The organism is Winogradskyella ouciana, assembly GCF_009709615.1.
In the GTDB taxonomy this organism is placed as follows: Bacteria; Bacteroidota; Bacteroidia; order Flavobacteriales; family Flavobacteriaceae; genus Winogradskyella; species Winogradskyella ouciana.
This window is the reverse complement of sequence record NZ_WJYA01000028.1, coordinates 1-435: the sequence shown is the minus strand read 5'-3', so window position 1 is coordinate 435 and position 435 is coordinate 1. Positions and strand designations below refer to the sequence as shown.

The window sequence follows — 435 nt, the reverse complement described above, 5'->3', positions numbered from 1 at the left end:
GTACGTTCGACAACCAGCAGGACGGTTCGATCTGTTTTGCGGTGGCACCGTTGACCCTTCAGGTGAACCCTTTGCCAGAGTTCGATCTAGATGACAGTTATGTACTATGTATCAACACCAATGGTACGGAGATACTGGATGTACCGGTACTGGACACGGGCCTATCGGACACGGACTATAGCTTTGAGTGGAGCTACAACGGCACGGTACTTCCAGGGGAGACAGGATCGACGCTGACGCCGACCCAGGGAGGCACCTATAGCGTAACGGTGACCGATACGAGCACATCAACGGCAACGAGCTGTACCAATACCGATAGCGCGGAGGTAATAGAGAGCGAACCGCCGATGCTGACCGCCGAAGTGGTAACACAAGCTTTTGGGAATAATAACGTTATAGAGGCAGTGGCAACCGGAATCGGCGACTATGAGTACA

1 pseudogene is annotated in these 435 nt (G+C 53.1%); it reads left to right on the top strand.

From position 1 onward, the window contains the following. Positions 1-435: pseudogene (locus F1003_RS16605) on the top strand (hypothetical protein); the annotation flags it as partial.